The following is a 14,496-nucleotide window of genomic DNA, read 5'->3' as shown; positions in this document are numbered from 1 at the left end:
TTTTTTACTCCTTTATTATAAATAATTTACTAACAATTCTACATTATCAATTTCATCATCATTTTTTAATTCTTTTCTAATTTCTTCTAACCATTCAGGTGCTAACTCATATTCAAGTTCATCTGCATGTTCTTTACATAAAAAAACATTGGTTACTTTTTTTTCGTCAACTCTTAATTGAACAATATTATCTGATACAATATTGCATCCTTTTCTTTGACAAATTACATCTTCATCAAAATTATCATTCATCATTTTAAATTGTTTTTGCTTATTTTTTACTTTTTTTCGAACTTTGCTTCTTTTTTTACTCATAAATTCTCCTTATTTCTTAATTTTACTTTTAAATTGTACTATTTTTGATTATTTTTACAAGTATGCTTTTAAATGCAAAATAACGCCTAAATTAAAGGCATTTATTTTATGATACCTATACTATTAATTATATTGAAATTGTTTATTATATTTTAAATATGAAAGTGGTTTTTTAAATATTTTTTATTTTATTTAAAATTACACTTATATATTTATATAATAATTAAGTAAATTAATTTTTTAAATATATTTACAATAAATTTAGATTTTTTTAAAATAGTTAGGAGAAAAAATATGAGTTTTAATTATTTATGAACTTTAAAAGAAGCAACAAAAAGAATGTATCAATCATTTAAAGATGATATAAAAAATCAATGAGAAAAAACAGATTGAAGAATATTAAAAGAAAGAGATAGAAAATATATTCCAGTTAAAATTAAAGAAAGAACTAGAAATACTATCAATGGTCTTGTTACTTATAAATGTCGTGATTATAAATATTATGATGAACAATTAAAAAAATGAGTAAGAGTTTGTTTATTAGATGAAGAATTAGAATTACCTAAATATAAAAGAACTTGTCAGGATATCAAAAATAATGTTATTGAACATTTTGCTGATGGAAAAAGATATGTTGATATTTTACATACTATGAAGCAAACAAAATTTAGTACAACAAGTATTAGTAGATTATTTCAAGAATATCAAGTTAATAAATTAGATGTTCCTAAAATAAAATTAGAACCAAATCAATTTATTTATATTAGTATTGATGATGGACATCGAAAATTTTGAAAATTTAAACGCAATTCTGGTAAATATTCAATGCGTTTAGTATTATTTTGTACAGATAATGTTAATCATAAATTAGTTAATAAAAGAGCAGATGTAATAATAAGACCAACAAAAATGGCAATTGGTGTTAAAAAAACTGCTGAATTTATCAAAGAACAAGGAAATAGATTTTTTGAAAATTTTGACCAAGCAAAAATTATTATTTGTGGAGATAGTGCAGGATGAATTAAAGAAGTTGCTGATTATTTAGGTGCAAGTTTTGTTTTAGATAAATTCCATTTAGTTAAAAAATTATATGTTGGAATAATCGCTGGAAATAAAGGAAAATATTGAGATGAATATAAGATTTGTAGAAATTTTATTGAAAATGGTCAATATGATGAGTTAATAAAATATATGAATGAAATATTAAAAAACCATAAAAAATTAAAAAAACAATATTTTAAAAATAATAAACAAGGTATTAAAAATCAAGGTGCAAAGTGAAATATTGGTTGTTTTACAGAAGGTAATATTTGACATATTTTAAAAGAAATGCTTGGCAATAGAACTTATAACATAAATATTTATATTAAAATGGTTATTTTTAAATGTAATCAAATAAATTTAAAAACATAACTTAATTAATTTTTTTTATTAAAATTTTAAAAACTTATTAAATTAAAAGTTAATAAGAATTTTTGTTTTATATAAATATTAAATTTTATTAATGATTTTTTTAATATTTGTATTTTAATTGTAATTCATTTAATTTAGTAGTAAGATGTATTTACAATTGCATATAATTACAATTATTTCTTGTCTATAATTTTAAAGAAATGTTTAAAAAGTAATTATATCCTCCGTTTTTGTTACCGTCCCAAAATTAAATATTAAAATTTATTTTGCAAATCAATATTAATCTTCCCAAAGAGGTACTAATAAAAATACAAATGGTTTAATTAGAGAAAAATTTACTAAAAAATTTAATTTTTCAAAAACTACTAAAAAAAATTTATAAATTTACAAGGAAAAAAAATATGAAAAAATTATTAAGTATGATAGGAGCGATTGCTCTAACAACAGCAACTAGTACAAGTATTATTGCATGTGGTGAAGAAAAACCCCCCATAGATAAAAAAATTGATATAAGTAATTTTAAAGATTTAGATTTAGGAACAATTGAAACAAATGGTAAAGATTTAACTGTAAATATGATTAAAGATAAATTACCAACAAATATTGAAAATGAAGTTAATATAACAAATATTACCAATATATCAGCTACATTAACTGCTAAATCAAATTCAATAAAATATAAAGGTAGTGTTATAGTTACTTATAGCTTAGATAAAAAAATTGATATTAAAATTACAAATACTATAAATTTAGGACAATTACACGCAAATACAAAAGCAGATTTCTTAGAAAAATTACAAATAGCATTAGCACAAATTAAAGATTTAAATACTATAAAAACTAGTGATTATGATGTTTATAAGGCAGGAACTACAACTGCTATACAAGATAGTGATATTATTAATTCAACTAATTTTTTAACTGTTAAAATTACTGTTAAAAATAATAGTCTTAAATTTAAAGGGGAAACTACTATTTTAGTTAGTTATATTAAAAATAAATATGATATTTCATGAATTAAAGGGCAATATTATTTTTACTATATACAGGCTTACAATTTAGAAGATGTTATTGCCAAATTACATTTTAAAATTGTAAATGAAATTAAAAATGATTCTATATCAATGCATGATTATATTATTTATAAAGCAGGAACCAAAGTAACATTAGTAGATAAAGATATTGATTTTTCACAAAAAAATATAATAAATATTCCTGTTGATATAGTTGCTAAAGGTGATAATTTTAAAGGAACTGCAAATATTGAACTAGTATTAAAATCAATTTAATATATAAAGGCTTTTTTCGTTTATGTATTTGAAATTTTGAAATGCGTTCTGCAAAAGTTTTTCGTAAATTTTTTCAATTTGATTTAGTTTAATTTGTTTAACTTTTTATGGCTTACAAATCTTGCACTAATTTCTTTTTCCCCAATTGAGTCATCACCAGTTCCTTTATATGTTTTGGTTAAATCTAAATTTAAATTTATTAAATCTATACCATAGAAAAATCATAATTTTGTACTTGACTTATTTGCATAATGCTTTCAACAATAATTATAGATTCTTGTTTGACAATTGCGTTTTTCAATAAATAAATGTAGAGATAATTTACTATATTAATTAAAATTATTTTAATTAATAATTATATAAAAAAATATTATTTAATTAAAAAGGAAAAAAATGAAATGTTAAAATTTATAAAAAATATTTTAAAAAATATAAAAAAATTTGTTTTCCAAAAGAAAATAGAAATTTTAAAAAAAGAAATATCAATATTAAATAAAAAAAACAATAGTTTTAAAATAGAAATAAATAAAAAAAATGAATTTTCAATTAATAAACCTAATTATGATGTATCTAAATCATATATTAATGAAGTAAATAATGAACATCATTATGAAGAAATTTTGCAAATTGAAAATATTTATGATACTCTTCAGTGAGATACAATTAATAAACCTAATTATGATGTATCTAAATCATATATTAATGAAGTAAATAATGAACATCATTATGAAGAAATGAAACCAATACCAGCATTAAGAAATAAAATATCGCCTAATTATGATGTATCTAAATCATATATTAAATTATTTAGTGGTAATCTTTAATTTTAAATATGTAAAAATTAAAAAAATATGAAAAATTTTAAGTATTATAATTATGGTTCTTGTTCTTAATATAACAATACTAGCAATATTTATATAAATATTTTTTTAAATATAATATTTATCAAAATATGTACTATATGTATTTATATCTAAAATTAACATAAATTATTAATTACTTGTACTTTATTTTAAAGATTTAAAATATTACTAAACATTATATTAATGTTATTTAGGAGGAAATACTATGTATGCTGCTGGACAAGTTGTTGTTAATGCCAGTCAAGCTGGTTTTAGCAATGATAAAAATGAACAAAATAAAATAGTAAATGAGCCAAATTTTCAAAAAGTTAATGAAGAATATGAAAATATAAATATAAAAAATAAAAGCACTAAATCAGAAATAAGTGATAACAAAAGTAAAAAATGTAATATATTGTAAGTATTAATAAAAAGATGATTATTTTTGGTAATCATCTTTTTATTAATTAAGCAGAAATGGTATAAAAATTAAATTAAGAATTTTTTCAAATTTCTCAAGTAAGATCTGCATCACCTAAACCACTTCTTTGTGTTCTTATATCAATAGACTTAAAATCTGAGTTTTTATTAACATAATTTTCTAAAATAGATTTTGAATTATTTTTTTTAGCAAGTCTACTATCATTTAATCAAAAACTTCATGCTCAATCTTTATAATCTTTTTCAGTAATAGAACCACCTCAACCAGTATTATCTATTGGTTTTAAAAATTTTAAATATGGTAATAAATATTTTTCAGCAGATATTCATGATGATTCATCACTATAATTATTGTAATAATTTAATATGAAATTTACCCCTTGTTCATCTATAGACATATTCCGTAATTAAATTTTTTAAAAGTCAATTAATAATTTTAAAATTTATTTTATAATTTTGTTATTAACAATAAATTTAGAAAAGTGTTGATAAAAATGATTTTTGAAAATTTAAAAAAATTAAAAAATGAAGAATTTTACAGATATTTTGGTATAAAACGTTTTCATTTTAATGAAATGTTAGAAAAATTAATTGAAATAGAAAAATTAGAAAAAAATAAAGGTCGAAAAAATAAACTTTCAGTAGAAGAAAGATTAATGATGACTTTATTATACTGAAAAGAATATTATACTTTTTTTCAAATGAGTATTAAATCTAAAATGAGCCCATCAAGTTGTTTTCGAAATATTACTTGAGTAGAAAATAAACTTAGTAACCACAAAGATTACCAATTTTTAAAAGAAAGATATAAATTAAAAATTGATAAAAAACAAGAAAATTCAAATGAATTTCAATTTTATTTAATTGATTCAACTGAGATTGAAATTGAAAGACCAACTAAAAAAAACTACAGTTAGAATATTTTTCTGGTAAAAGTTGAATGTATTCTATAAAATTTCAAATTGTATATGATTTTTTTAATAAAAAAATTGTTGATATTTTTGCTGATAATGGTAAAGTGCATGATTTTCAAATATTAAAAAATTCAAATCTTGAATTTTCAGAAAAAACAATAATTATTGGTGATTTAGGATATCAAGGTATACAAAATATTTATAAAAATACAATAATACCAATTAAAAGAACTAAAAATAAAAAATTAACTAAACAAGAAAGAAAATACAATAAGATTGTATCTAAAATTAGAATTAAAGTTGAACATGTCTTTGCTTGATTGAAAAGATTCAAAATTTTAGTAAATAAATGTAGAAAATCTAAATTTAGACTTATGTACTTAAGATTTAACTTACTTTGTGAAATTTTTAATAAAATAAAACCATTAAAATAAAAAAAATATTAAAAATATTTTTTTAAAATTTAAATTTTTATCGAGTTAATATAAAAATATTATTAACAATTTTTTGTTTAAAATGTAAACTCATTTTTTAAACTATTTTTTCAAAAAATATTTATTTCTATATTCAATAACACTAAATAGTTTTAAAACAATTTTATTGACAATTAATTAAATTTAATTACGGAATATGTCCAAAGAATATGCCTATATTATTGATACAATAGTAACTCAAAGTTTACATCAAGGTGAAGAAAGACATACATTTTATAGTGATAATCCTTTTACTTATAAAGGTGATTATAATGAAATATCAGTTGCACAATTTCGTTATAATAATATGGGATTATTTACTAGTAATATGTTTAACTGATTAACTTTATATAAATTAAATCATGATGAATATGAAGAAAGTGAAGAAAATACATTTAGTTATCCAGCTAAAATATTACCACCAGAACCTATGAATGTAGTAAAACCGATAATTATTATTCCTAAAAATCCAACATATAGTGCAGATTTATCATTAGAAGATTTATTTATTGTAAATGATGGAAAATTAAAATATTCATCTTATAATTGAGATAATCATGTTTTACCAAAAATTAAACCATTAGAAATAAACTTAGATATTGAAGAAAGACTAGACCCAACATTTCTAATAAAAAATTTTGAAGATTTACAAAGATATTATGATAGTATAGAAGTTTATTTATCATGAGAATATAATACTGAAGAAATAAAAAAAGGAAATCATGTAAGTTTGCATGCTTTTATATTAGATAGTAGTGAAGAATTTTCTAATAAAATTGAAAACTTTGTATTTAAAACAAAATTAAATCAACTAATTTATTATAATGATAACAAAAAAATAATTAAGAAAAATGAAAATCAAATTATTGATATTATTGGCGGAAATCAAGCATATACTGGTTTGGCAACAATTGGAATAAAAGTAAATAACGAAAACAATTTATATAATTTATATAATAAAGTGGTTGGGAAAGAAAGTATAAAAATTAATGGTAAAAGAGAGCGTTATGTAGAACCTACTGGTGGAATTATTACTGAATTAAATATTAATGACAATAGTTATATGTATTTAGGTTTTAAAAATTTAAATAATAGTAGACTAAATTTTAATTTAGAATTTTTTCCTTTTTATTTATGTTTAGATTTGCAAGCATATAATTTTCCTAATAATACTAAAAAGCAAACAATAAGAGCAATAACCAAAAAATATTCTTTAACAATATCAAAAATTGTAATAAATCCAAGATAATTTGTTATAATGTTAGCAATAATGTAAGAAAGGTAATTGATAAAATGATTAGTAATGAAACAGGAATAAAAATAGTTAGTATTACATTTGCATTAACTATTATGATTAGTGCAATTGGTTGACTTGGTTTTAGAAAAAAAAATGTTAAATCATATATAATTTTATGATTAGGAATAATACCTTTAATTATTAGTGGTATATTTTCATTTTTTACTAAAGAATATCATGATAATATTTTATTGATATTAATATTATTAATATCTTATTTAATTTATATATTCTTTTTAATTATAAGTACTTACAAATTTATAAAAATTAAAAAAGAAAATCCAAAAATTGAAGAACAAATTAATAAGACTATTGAATTAATAGATAATAATATTCCTCCAAAATCTTAAATAATGTATAATTAAGAGACTTACTTATGTAAGTATATGATGATAATATCAATTTTTCTCAAACTGATGTAATTGTTAGGTTGGCACCTAATTAAAAAGTTACCTTGTGGTAACTTTTTTTAATAAAAAAAATATTAGTAAGGCAACACTAATGTACTTAGTTCATTATTATTTCAAATGAATACCATACTAACATAATATAATTATATCATATTTTCTATATTAAATATAGATAATTTAGTTATATTATCTATATTTAATAATTTTAGTTATAACATCCGTTAGTACTGAAATTATCATTAAAAATAATATTACTGATACTGATACTATAGTTAATATTTCTCATCAAACCATTATTTACTCCTTATTTTTAAATTCATTTTTTATTTCTTTTATTTTATTTTTAAATTGTTTTTTATGAAAATAACACATATTAAAAAATTGAACAGCACTATCTTCAATATTTCCAATTTTTAAAGTAACTAATACTTTACTATTACAATATTTAACAATACATTTAAGTAATACTTTTTCTTGTTTTTGTTTTTGCATTATTTTACTTCCTTATTTTTAATTAATTTTTCTATTTCTTGATTATTTTCATATTTAATAAAACATTCTTTATGCATACTTCAATTTAATTTTGGTTTTCTTAAAAATCTTGGTGTAGTATTATAAATTCTTTCTCATTCATAAAATATTGTTTTTTTACAATAATGACATTTATATAATTTCATTATTTATTCTCCTTATTTAAATAATATCAACCAATTAATAAACTATCTGCTTCATCATGACTTGATATTTTTATATTTCATTTATTTTCTTTTATTAAATATTCACACATAAATAAAGAAACATTTTTATCTCATTTATAATTTATACCATTTACAAATGTAATAGCAGAACAATATTTATCATTTTTTACATATCATTTCTTTCACTCACTTGGACTTATTAACATATTTTTTGTTAATAATTTATTAAATTGTCCAGCAATAAAACCTCTTAAATGTTCTTGTGTTTCATAACCAATACCATTTTTTGAATGAAAAGTACCACGTTCAATAATTAAATCTATATCATTATTTCTTTTTCTCTGAAAAAATATTTCACCTTGAAAATCAATAAAATCTAATTTTTTATTAAAACTAAAACTTCCTATTCATAATGGTGTATGGTGATGACATATTTCTTTACCACATCCTCCATGACATCATTTAACATCTCATAAAGTAAATCCTGTATTTTTTATACTTGGGTCAATTGAAAGTAAATAATTAGTCATCATCAAATTCACCAACTTCTTTAATTCTTGTTAAGTTATTTAGTTCACATGTATTTGAAAAATTAAAATACAATTCTAGTAATGTGAATATGTCAATAGAGTTATCTTTTCAATAGCATTTATATTTTTTATTTTTACATTTATGTCAATTTGCACTAATAAATGTTAATCAAGCATTTTTATAATTAATTCCTAAATTTATATTTTTCTGTTTAGAATTATTCATTATCAAAATTACCTTTTTCTACTATATTTAATAAAATTTTAATAAAATCAATTTCACCTTTTATATATTGTTGTAAATCTTGATAAAATTCATCATTATATTGTTCTTTTGTATTTTTTAATTTTTCATTTAAATAATTAATTAATTTTTCTTTATTCATTATTATCAACTCAACTTTCATTTAAACATAAAAATATTTCATGTAAAACTAAGATTGAATCTGCTTTATCTTTATACTTAAACATTAAATCTGTTATATATTTACGTAATACACTTTTATTTACTCTATTTTCTTCATCACACATATCACATTCTCCAAAATAATAATTTTGGACTTTATAATATATATAATGTTTACATGGTTTTAAATCATCTTTATTCGTAATTATTTCTCCTTATTTTTATTTAAATTCATAACTAATATTTTTAAACAATTCATACATCAATAATTTGTTAATCAAATTATTTTTTTTACAATATTTACATTTATTCATTTTTAAATACCAAATTATCTAATTTATTAATATTTTCTTCTAATTGTTGAAAATTAGTATTATTTTCAATTACATTATTAGTATTTGGATTATCAATATATATTTTTTCATTTTCAGTAATAATTGCTTGGTCACTTTCATATGCAATTTGCATTTCAGTACTCATAATTCCCCATTTTCTTAATAATTGAGTTAATACAGTTTTTAATGCCATACTATCAAAATCACTAACAACAAATTCTTTATTTTTGGCATAAGTTTTTGAATATTTTAAAAAATGTTTTTCTATTTGTTCTTTTGACATATATAAAGTTTTTTCAAAACCATTTACCAATTGAAAATATGCTACATAACCAATAATAGGCTGTTTTAATCTTTCTAAATCATCTTGTATTCAATTAAATTCAATTCCCTTAAGTCTATCTACTTTTTTAATTTCTGTTAATCTAACATCACTAACATTAATTTCTTTATATTGTTGACTACGTAATGCTAATTGAATATAACCTTTATATCCCATTTGAAATTGAGCATTATTTACTTTTGTATTACTATCTCAATAAGGGACAATATAACAATAACCAAAATTCTTTTCTAATGGTAAATTCAATAATACTGCTTGATAACAACTATTAATAATAGTATCTGGATATGCTTTATCTAAACCATATTGATTTGAAATTGCCAATACATTACTTTTAAATTTTTGTATTTCTAAATTATTAATAATACCTTTTTGTCTAATAAATTTTTCTACATTACCATTATTAATATTTTTAACTAATAATTCATTTGCCATTTTATTTTAATTCCTTTCATGTTCAAATTGCTTTTTCTCATTCAATTAATAATTCATTTGTTATTTCAACTTTTATTAATTCAATTTCTTTTTCTTTAATTCAACATATAAAATGAGTATTTGATAATTCATAATTATTATTTTTTAATAATCAATAATATGCTATTATTTGTAATTTTGATTTTTCTAATAATTCTTTAGTAAAAACTTTGGACATATTCCGTAATTAAATTTAATTAATTGTCAATAAAATTGTTTTAAAACTATTTAGTGTTATTGAATATAGAAATAAATATTTTTTGAAAAAATAGTTTAAAAAATGAGTTTACATTTTAAACAAAAAATTGTTAATAATATTTTTATATTAACTCGATAAAAATTTAAATTTTAAAAAAATATTTTTAATATTTTTTTATTTTAATGGTTTTATTTTATTAAAAATTTCACAAAGTAAGTTAAATCTTAAGTACATAAGTCTAAATTTAGATTTTCTACATTTATTTACTAAAATTTTGAATCTTTTCAATCAAGCAAAGACATGTTCAACTTTAATTCTAATTTTAGATACAATCTTATTGTATTTTCTTTCTTGTTTAGTTAATTTTTTATTTTTAGTTCTTTTAATTGGTATTATTGTATTTTTATAAATATTTTGTATACCTTGATATCCTAAATCACCAATAATTATTGTTTTTTCTGAAAATTCAAGATTTGAATTTTTTAATATTTGAAAATCATGCACTTTACCATTATCAGCAAAAATATCAACAATTTTTTTATTAAAAAAATCATATACAATTTGAAATTTTATAGAATACATTCAACTTTTACCAGAAAAATATTCTAACTGTAGTTTTTTTTAGTTGGTCTTTCAATTTCAATCTCAGTTGAATCAATTAAATAAAATTGAAATTCATTTGAATTTTCTTGTTTTTTATCAATTTTTAATTTATATCTTTCTTTTAAAAATTGGTAATCTTTGTGGTTACTAAGTTTATTTTCTACTCAAGTAATATTTCGAAAACAACTTGATGGGCTCATTTTAGATTTAATACTCATTTGAAAAAAAGTATAATATTCTTTTCAGTATAATAAAGTCATCATTAATCTTTCTTCTACTGAAAGTTTATTTTTTCGACCTTTATTTTTTTCTAATTTTTCTATTTCAATTAATTTTTCTAACATTTCATTAAAATGAAAACGTTTTATACCAAAATATCTGTAAAATTCTTCATTTTTTAATTTTTTTAAATTTTCAAAAATCATTTTTATCAACACTTTTCTAAATTTATTGTTAATAACAAAATTATAAAATAAATTTTAAAATTATTAATTAATTGACTTTTAAAAAATTTAATTATGGAATATGTCTTTTATAAGGGGCGCATCACTTTAACCCTTAGATTCATAATTGGATAACAAAGAACGATATAACTATCGTTCTTTTTTTGTTAAAAGATTAAAACTTAATAAAACTGTCGTAGAAGTCTAATAGTGAGTACTTTATGTAAATACTTCTATATCAGAATAAAAGAGCATTTAATGTTAAGCAAGTTAAAATGTTACACTGTATCGCTTAATGTAATTATAGATTAATTTGAATAGCCTTATGATGGCTCAGTAAAGAACCCATTAATCTAATTAATAATTACATTTGTATTATGTAAGAAAATAGGGGGTTTTATATATAAATACATACCTCATTAACAATATCATAACACAATAACAAAAATAAAGGAGAAAAATAAATATGTCATACATTTATTTAGTAAAATACAAAGTTAATTATACAGATGAAACAAAATATAAAGTTTTTTGTACTTTTATAGATGCTAATAATTTTCATAGAAATTATAAACATCATTTATTAGAAAATGCTTTTATTACACATTATGAAATATTAGTATTGGAAGTTTATATTTCAAAAGAAGAATCAGACATGATAAATAAAAAACTTAATTAATGAAAGGAAAAAATATTTATGGAATATAGAGAATATAGAATGGTTGGTTCTTGTGATAATTGTAGAAAAAAATCTTCTTTTGGTAATAGATTATGTAATAAATGTTTTTGAATATTAATAGGTAGAAAGGAAAGTTATAAATATGAAAATTAATGGTAAAGAATATGATGGTTTTAAATTTGTTAATAGTTTTTATAGAGATAGATATAAAGAATGTAAAGAAAAAAATATCTCAGATGATTTAATAAATTATGGAATGTTAAAAATATTAGAAAAACTTATTAAAGAAGAAAAAGATATTGATTATGCATTAAAAATTATTGAAGGTTGATATGCTTTTTTAGAAGCCAAACGTGATGGATATGCCTAAATTAATTTTTAAAAAAGAAACACATCAATATTTTTTAGAAGATAAAGAATTAATTTCAGTTTCTAGAATTATTGATAATTATTTAGGTTTTGGATATAGTCATATAGCACCAGAAGTATTAAAAAATGCTTCAGTTCGTGGTAAATGAGTTCATAAACTTAATGAATTATATTTACAAAATATTAATCAAGAAAATATTATTAATAATTTATTAAAAAAATTAAAACCAGTAACTAATAATATAAATTATTCTTATTGTAAAAAATCACTTATTTTTTTAAAAGAAAAATTTAAAGATAAAAATAATTATGAATTTATTATTGAAAAACCTATTACTGATACTTTAGTTGCAGGAACACCAGATTTAGTTTATTTAGATAAAAAAGAAAATAAATATTATTTAGTTGATTATAAAACATATGCTTGTATTGATGAAGATAAATTCAAAAGAATTAAATTACAATTAACTGCTTATTATTGTATGTTACTTGAAAATGGCATAACTCCATCTTATAAAACTTATGTTTATTTAACTAATAAAAATACTCAACAAGAATTAGAAATTGAAATATCAAATGAATTAATAAATGAATGATTTAAAGCAAAAATAAAATATTTTAAAGGAGAAGATAAAAATGGAATATAAATTGGAATATTGTAAAAATAAAAAATGTAATTTTAATGAATTATTAGTTAAAAATCTTAATGCTAGAATTGAATTTTTAGAATATCAAATTGAAGAAATTAATTTAAATCAATTAAATTTATGAGAATTAGATGTTTTAAGAGGTCAAATTAAAGAATTAAATATTTTGAAAAATAATATTAAAGAATGATTAAGAAGAAATAAAAATGATTAATGAAAAAACAATTAAAGAAAAAACTATTTATTCTTGTAATTCAATTGAATTTGATAAGTTACCTAAAAAATTAGATAGTAATCTAAATAATTGAATTGAGATTAATAGTCATTTAATAGTTAATCCTAGTAAAAATATTGAAATACATTTAGATAATAGATTTAAAACAATTAAAAAATGATAGGAGAAAATTATGGATAAGAAAAGTTCTGGTAAGAAAAGTTCTGGTATGGATAAATCAATTTTAATTTTATTAAAACATATAGGAAAAATTAATAAAAAATTAGATGAAATTTTAGAATTATTAAATAAAAAAGGAGAAGAAAATAATGAGTAATAATAGTAAAAATGAATTAAAAATTCCTAATTTTATTAAAAGTAATAAAGAAGAATTATTAAAATTTAGAAATTATTATGAAATGATTAGAAATTCTAGTAAAGATTTAAGAAATATGAATCAACAAAGTTTATTTAATGCTTTATTTAATTTATACAAATTAAATCTTTCAATTAATCCTATTAAAAAAGAATTAGCATTAATTCCTTATGGTGATGAATTACAAGTTCAAATTCAAGAAGATGGTTGATTAACATTATTACAAAGAACTGGATTAGTAGTTGATTTTCAAAGAGAAAAAATAACAACTGCACATAAATTTAATCAAGAAAATAATAAATGAGAAATAAATCCAGCATTAATTTTTGAAAGAAAAACTATTAATACAATTGGTTATTATTGTTATATTTCACTTTTAGATAAAAATGGAAAAATTAATAATTTTTATAAAGGAATGACTGTTGAAGAATGTCAAGAATGAAGAAAAAAATTTAGTAAAACTAAGCGTGAAGATAGTCCTTGAAATACTAGTTTTGACCAAATGGCATTAAAAACAGTTGTAAAAGCATTAATTCGTGAAATTAATAAAACACCAATTATAGTATTAAATAATCAAGATGATATTAATTTAGCACTTCAATTAGACCAAAGTGTAGTAATTGATGAAGAAACAATTGCTTATAAAGATAATACTGGTGATGAAGTTAAAATTATTAATTCAAATAATAATATTGATAATACTGATATAAATTCTACTTTATCTAAATTAAAAGAATTAGAAAAAGAAGAAGAAATAATAGAAAATTTTGAAGTTTAATAAGGAGA

28 protein-coding genes are annotated in these 14,496 nt (G+C 19.2%); 16 read left to right on the top strand and 12 right to left on the bottom strand.

Annotation, left to right across the window (positions count from 1 at the left end; translation table 4 throughout):
* Positions 1 to 15: 15 nt before the first annotated feature.
* The gene (locus AAHM89_RS12130) at positions 16 to 315 is read right to left on the bottom strand and encodes a hypothetical protein (protein WP_342218296.1); all 300 of its coding nucleotides are present in this window, start codon (positions 313 to 315) and stop codon (positions 16 to 18) included.
* A 294-nt stretch (positions 316 to 609) separates the two neighbouring features.
* Here AAHM89_RS12130 and AAHM89_RS12125 point away from each other — a divergent pair, with 294 nt between their 5' ends.
* The 4 genes from AAHM89_RS12125 (at position 610) to AAHM89_RS12110 (ending at position 4,280) form a co-directional block, all read left to right on the top strand.
* Positions 610 to 1,728, top strand: a complete 1,119-nt coding sequence (locus AAHM89_RS12125; protein WP_342266485.1) for an Mbov_0401 family ICE element transposase-like protein — start codon at positions 610 to 612, stop codon at positions 1,726 to 1,728.
* 401 nt (positions 1,729 to 2,129) lie between these two features.
* Positions 2,130 to 3,017: a lipoprotein gene (locus AAHM89_RS12120; protein WP_342266484.1), complete on the top strand. Its 888-nt coding sequence runs from the start codon at positions 2,130 to 2,132 to the stop codon at positions 3,015 to 3,017.
* Between the two features lie 398 nt (positions 3,018 to 3,415).
* Positions 3,416 to 3,841 (top strand): hypothetical protein, encoded by a 426-nt coding sequence (locus tag AAHM89_RS12115; protein WP_342266483.1) that lies wholly within the window; start codon positions 3,416 to 3,418, stop codon positions 3,839 to 3,841.
* A 244-nt stretch (positions 3,842 to 4,085) separates the two neighbouring features.
* Positions 4,086 to 4,280 (top strand): hypothetical protein, encoded by a 195-nt coding sequence (locus tag AAHM89_RS12110; protein ID WP_342266482.1) that lies wholly within the window; start codon positions 4,086 to 4,088, stop codon positions 4,278 to 4,280.
* Between the two features lie 73 nt (positions 4,281 to 4,353).
* On the opposite strand, the gene AAHM89_RS12105 is transcribed toward AAHM89_RS12110, so the two are convergent.
* On the bottom strand, positions 4,354 to 4,698 hold the full coding sequence (locus AAHM89_RS12105) for a hypothetical protein (RefSeq protein WP_342266481.1): 345 nt from the start codon (positions 4,696 to 4,698) through the stop codon (positions 4,354 to 4,356).
* A gap of 96 nt (positions 4,699 to 4,794) precedes the next feature.
* On the opposite strand from AAHM89_RS12105, the gene AAHM89_RS12100 reads away from it, so the two are divergent.
* From AAHM89_RS12100 to AAHM89_RS12085, 4 genes are all read left to right on the top strand, one after another.
* Positions 4,795 to 5,217: a transposase family protein gene (locus AAHM89_RS12100; protein WP_339045912.1), complete on the top strand. Its 423-nt coding sequence runs from the start codon at positions 4,795 to 4,797 to the stop codon at positions 5,215 to 5,217.
* A gap of 23 nt (positions 5,218 to 5,240) precedes the next feature.
* Positions 5,241 to 5,648 (top strand): transposase family protein, encoded by a 408-nt coding sequence (locus AAHM89_RS12095; RefSeq protein WP_339045908.1) that lies wholly within the window; start codon positions 5,241 to 5,243, stop codon positions 5,646 to 5,648.
* A gap of 196 nt (positions 5,649 to 5,844) precedes the next feature.
* The gene (locus AAHM89_RS12090; RefSeq protein ID WP_342266480.1) at positions 5,845 to 6,936 is read left to right on the top strand and encodes a hypothetical protein; all 1,092 of its coding nucleotides are present in this window, start codon (positions 5,845 to 5,847) and stop codon (positions 6,934 to 6,936) included.
* Between the two features lie 44 nt (positions 6,937 to 6,980).
* Complete coding sequence (locus AAHM89_RS12085) at positions 6,981 to 7,334, top strand: hypothetical protein (RefSeq protein WP_342266479.1); 354 nt, start codon at positions 6,981 to 6,983, stop codon at positions 7,332 to 7,334.
* Between the two features lie 357 nt (positions 7,335 to 7,691).
* Here the strand turns inward: AAHM89_RS12085 and AAHM89_RS12080 are convergent, their stop codons facing one another.
* The 10 genes from AAHM89_RS12080 to AAHM89_RS12035 form a co-directional block, all read right to left on the bottom strand.
* Complete coding sequence (locus AAHM89_RS12080) at positions 7,692 to 7,886, bottom strand: hypothetical protein (RefSeq protein ID WP_342266478.1); 195 nt, start codon at positions 7,884 to 7,886, stop codon at positions 7,692 to 7,694.
* Entirely contained in the window at positions 7,886 to 8,071 is a 186-nt protein-coding gene (locus AAHM89_RS12075) for a hypothetical protein (RefSeq protein WP_342266477.1), read from the bottom strand. Before AAHM89_RS12075 ends, AAHM89_RS12080 begins: the two co-directional genes overlap by 1 nt.
* On the bottom strand, positions 8,071 to 8,625 hold the full coding sequence (locus tag AAHM89_RS12070; protein WP_342266476.1) for a hypothetical protein: 555 nt from the start codon (positions 8,623 to 8,625) through the stop codon (positions 8,071 to 8,073). Before AAHM89_RS12070 ends, AAHM89_RS12075 begins: the two co-directional genes overlap by 1 nt.
* Positions 8,615 to 8,848 carry a hypothetical protein gene (locus tag AAHM89_RS12065; RefSeq protein WP_342266475.1) on the bottom strand — a complete coding sequence of 78 codons (234 nt, stop codon included), beginning with the start codon at positions 8,846 to 8,848 and terminating at the stop codon, positions 8,615 to 8,617. The genes AAHM89_RS12070 and AAHM89_RS12065 overlap by 11 nt, the downstream gene beginning before the upstream one ends.
* Positions 8,841 to 9,008: a hypothetical protein gene (locus AAHM89_RS12060; RefSeq protein ID WP_342266474.1), complete on the bottom strand. Its 168-nt coding sequence runs from the start codon at positions 9,006 to 9,008 to the stop codon at positions 8,841 to 8,843. The genes AAHM89_RS12065 and AAHM89_RS12060 overlap by 8 nt, the downstream gene beginning before the upstream one ends.
* Positions 9,001 to 9,153 carry a hypothetical protein gene (locus tag AAHM89_RS12055; protein WP_342266473.1) on the bottom strand — a complete coding sequence of 51 codons (153 nt, stop codon included), beginning with the start codon at positions 9,151 to 9,153 and terminating at the stop codon, positions 9,001 to 9,003. Before AAHM89_RS12055 ends, AAHM89_RS12060 begins: the two co-directional genes overlap by 8 nt.
* 181 nt (positions 9,154 to 9,334) lie before the next feature.
* A complete protein-coding gene (locus AAHM89_RS12050) occupies positions 9,335 to 10,141 on the bottom strand; it encodes a recombinase RecT (protein WP_342266472.1) in 807 nt (268 codons plus the stop codon).
* A gap of 1 nt (position 10,142) precedes the next feature.
* Positions 10,143 to 10,358, bottom strand: a complete 216-nt coding sequence (locus AAHM89_RS12045; protein WP_342266471.1) for a hypothetical protein — start codon at positions 10,356 to 10,358, stop codon at positions 10,143 to 10,145.
* A 195-nt stretch (positions 10,359 to 10,553) separates the two neighbouring features.
* Positions 10,554 to 10,961 carry a transposase family protein gene (locus AAHM89_RS12040; RefSeq protein ID WP_339045908.1) on the bottom strand — a complete coding sequence of 136 codons (408 nt, stop codon included), beginning with the start codon at positions 10,959 to 10,961 and terminating at the stop codon, positions 10,554 to 10,556.
* A gap of 23 nt (positions 10,962 to 10,984) precedes the next feature.
* Positions 10,985 to 11,407, bottom strand: coding sequence for a transposase family protein (locus AAHM89_RS12035; protein ID WP_339045912.1), 423 nt, complete (start codon positions 11,405 to 11,407; stop codon positions 10,985 to 10,987).
* A 484-nt stretch (positions 11,408 to 11,891) separates the two neighbouring features.
* Between AAHM89_RS12035 and AAHM89_RS12030 the strand changes: the two genes are divergently transcribed.
* The 8 genes from AAHM89_RS12030 to AAHM89_RS11995 are packed head-to-tail and all read left to right on the top strand — an operon-like array spanning position 11,892 to position 14,488.
* On the top strand, positions 11,892 to 12,104 hold the full coding sequence (locus tag AAHM89_RS12030; protein WP_174480025.1) for a hypothetical protein: 213 nt from the start codon (positions 11,892 to 11,894) through the stop codon (positions 12,102 to 12,104).
* 18 nt (positions 12,105 to 12,122) lie between these two features.
* Positions 12,123 to 12,257: a hypothetical protein gene (locus AAHM89_RS12025; protein WP_342265887.1), complete on the top strand. Its 135-nt coding sequence runs from the start codon at positions 12,123 to 12,125 to the stop codon at positions 12,255 to 12,257.
* Positions 12,247 to 12,474: a hypothetical protein gene (locus AAHM89_RS12020; RefSeq protein ID WP_342265888.1), complete on the top strand. Its 228-nt coding sequence runs from the start codon at positions 12,247 to 12,249 to the stop codon at positions 12,472 to 12,474. The genes AAHM89_RS12025 and AAHM89_RS12020 overlap by 11 nt, the downstream gene beginning before the upstream one ends.
* Entirely contained in the window at positions 12,467 to 13,120 is a 654-nt protein-coding gene (locus AAHM89_RS12015; RefSeq protein ID WP_342265889.1) for a PD-(D/E)XK nuclease family protein, read from the top strand. The genes AAHM89_RS12020 and AAHM89_RS12015 overlap by 8 nt, the downstream gene beginning before the upstream one ends.
* Positions 13,110 to 13,334, top strand: coding sequence for a hypothetical protein (locus AAHM89_RS12010; RefSeq protein WP_174480767.1), 225 nt, complete (start codon positions 13,110 to 13,112; stop codon positions 13,332 to 13,334). The genes AAHM89_RS12015 and AAHM89_RS12010 overlap by 11 nt, the downstream gene beginning before the upstream one ends.
* Entirely contained in the window at positions 13,327 to 13,518 is a 192-nt protein-coding gene (locus tag AAHM89_RS12005; protein ID WP_338977522.1) for a hypothetical protein, read from the top strand. Before AAHM89_RS12010 ends, AAHM89_RS12005 begins: the two co-directional genes overlap by 8 nt.
* 9 nt (positions 13,519 to 13,527) lie before the next feature.
* Complete coding sequence (locus tag AAHM89_RS12000; protein ID WP_342265890.1) at positions 13,528 to 13,671, top strand: hypothetical protein; 144 nt, start codon at positions 13,528 to 13,530, stop codon at positions 13,669 to 13,671.
* Positions 13,664 to 14,488 carry a RecT family recombinase gene (locus AAHM89_RS11995; protein ID WP_342265891.1) on the top strand — a complete coding sequence of 275 codons (825 nt, stop codon included), beginning with the start codon at positions 13,664 to 13,666 and terminating at the stop codon, positions 14,486 to 14,488. The genes AAHM89_RS12000 and AAHM89_RS11995 overlap by 8 nt, the downstream gene beginning before the upstream one ends.
* The last annotated feature ends 8 nt before the right edge of the window (positions 14,489 to 14,496 follow it).

It is taken from the genome of Spiroplasma endosymbiont of Villa modesta, assembly GCF_964030925.1.
Taxonomy (GTDB): domain Bacteria; phylum Bacillota_I; class Bacilli_A; order Mycoplasmatales; family VBWQ01; genus Spiroplasma_E.
Note: the sequence above shows the minus strand (reverse complement) of the source record. Positions and strands in the feature narration are given on the sequence as shown.